The sequence below is a fragment of the Oleiphilus sp. HI0128 genome (genome assembly GCF_001635365.1).
Genome location: NZ_LWGG01000517.1, coordinates 1 through 590, shown reverse-complemented (window position 1 = coordinate 590; position 590 = coordinate 1). Strand labels below are relative to the sequence as shown.

2 protein-coding genes are annotated in these 590 nt (G+C 44.1%); one reads left to right on the top strand and one right to left on the bottom strand.

What is annotated here, in order from left to right:
• On the top strand, positions 1-275 hold a 275-nt coding region (locus tag A3763_RS06120; protein ID WP_156494962.1), incomplete at its 5' end, for a response regulator.
• A 10-nt stretch (positions 276-285) separates the two neighbouring features.
• On the opposite strand, the gene A3763_RS06115 is transcribed toward A3763_RS06120, so the two are convergent.
• Positions 286-498 carry a hypothetical protein gene (locus tag A3763_RS06115; protein WP_156490258.1) on the bottom strand — a complete coding sequence of 71 codons (213 nt, stop codon included), beginning with the start codon at positions 496-498 and terminating at the stop codon, positions 286-288.
• Between the last annotated feature and the right edge of the window lie 92 nt (positions 499-590).

Here is a 590-nt window from a genome sequence, read left to right as displayed (position 1 = left end):
GTACCAAACACTTTGTACCTGACGTGCTACTCATGGACTACCAGCTGACGCATGATGAAGGCGAAGACAAGTATTCAAACGGTATCAAATTAGCGAATGAGCTATTAGAGATATGGGGGCAAGACGTTCCCGTCTGCATCATTTCAGCCGCCTCCGAACCAGAGTTGGCGAGTATAGCGAAAGGGCAAGGCTTCAACTTTTTAAGCAAACCGCTTAAACCCGCGAAGCTTAGAGCCTTATTGAGCCAGTTAGTGCGACGAAAAAAGCAAAGCTGATGAGTTAAGCTCAAGACAGCTCTTTTTGACGCGCTATCGCTTTCTTAATTTGCTTATTTCTTAGGTAGGCTGCTCGGAGTGTGGAGATCAAGCCACCAATAAGTACGATCACCAAGAGAGTTTTACCATCTTCGGTTTCTAAGCCGCCAACCATATAAATAGCTAATAGCGAGAATGTGACAAGAAATATAGTCACCTGAAGAGAGAATGGCATTTTATTCATTGCTTTGATGGCCCAAAGTATCAGTTTCACTTAAACGCTGAGCTACTTGCTCTATCGTTTCACAGCTCTCAAGTAGCTTGGTCACAGATGAT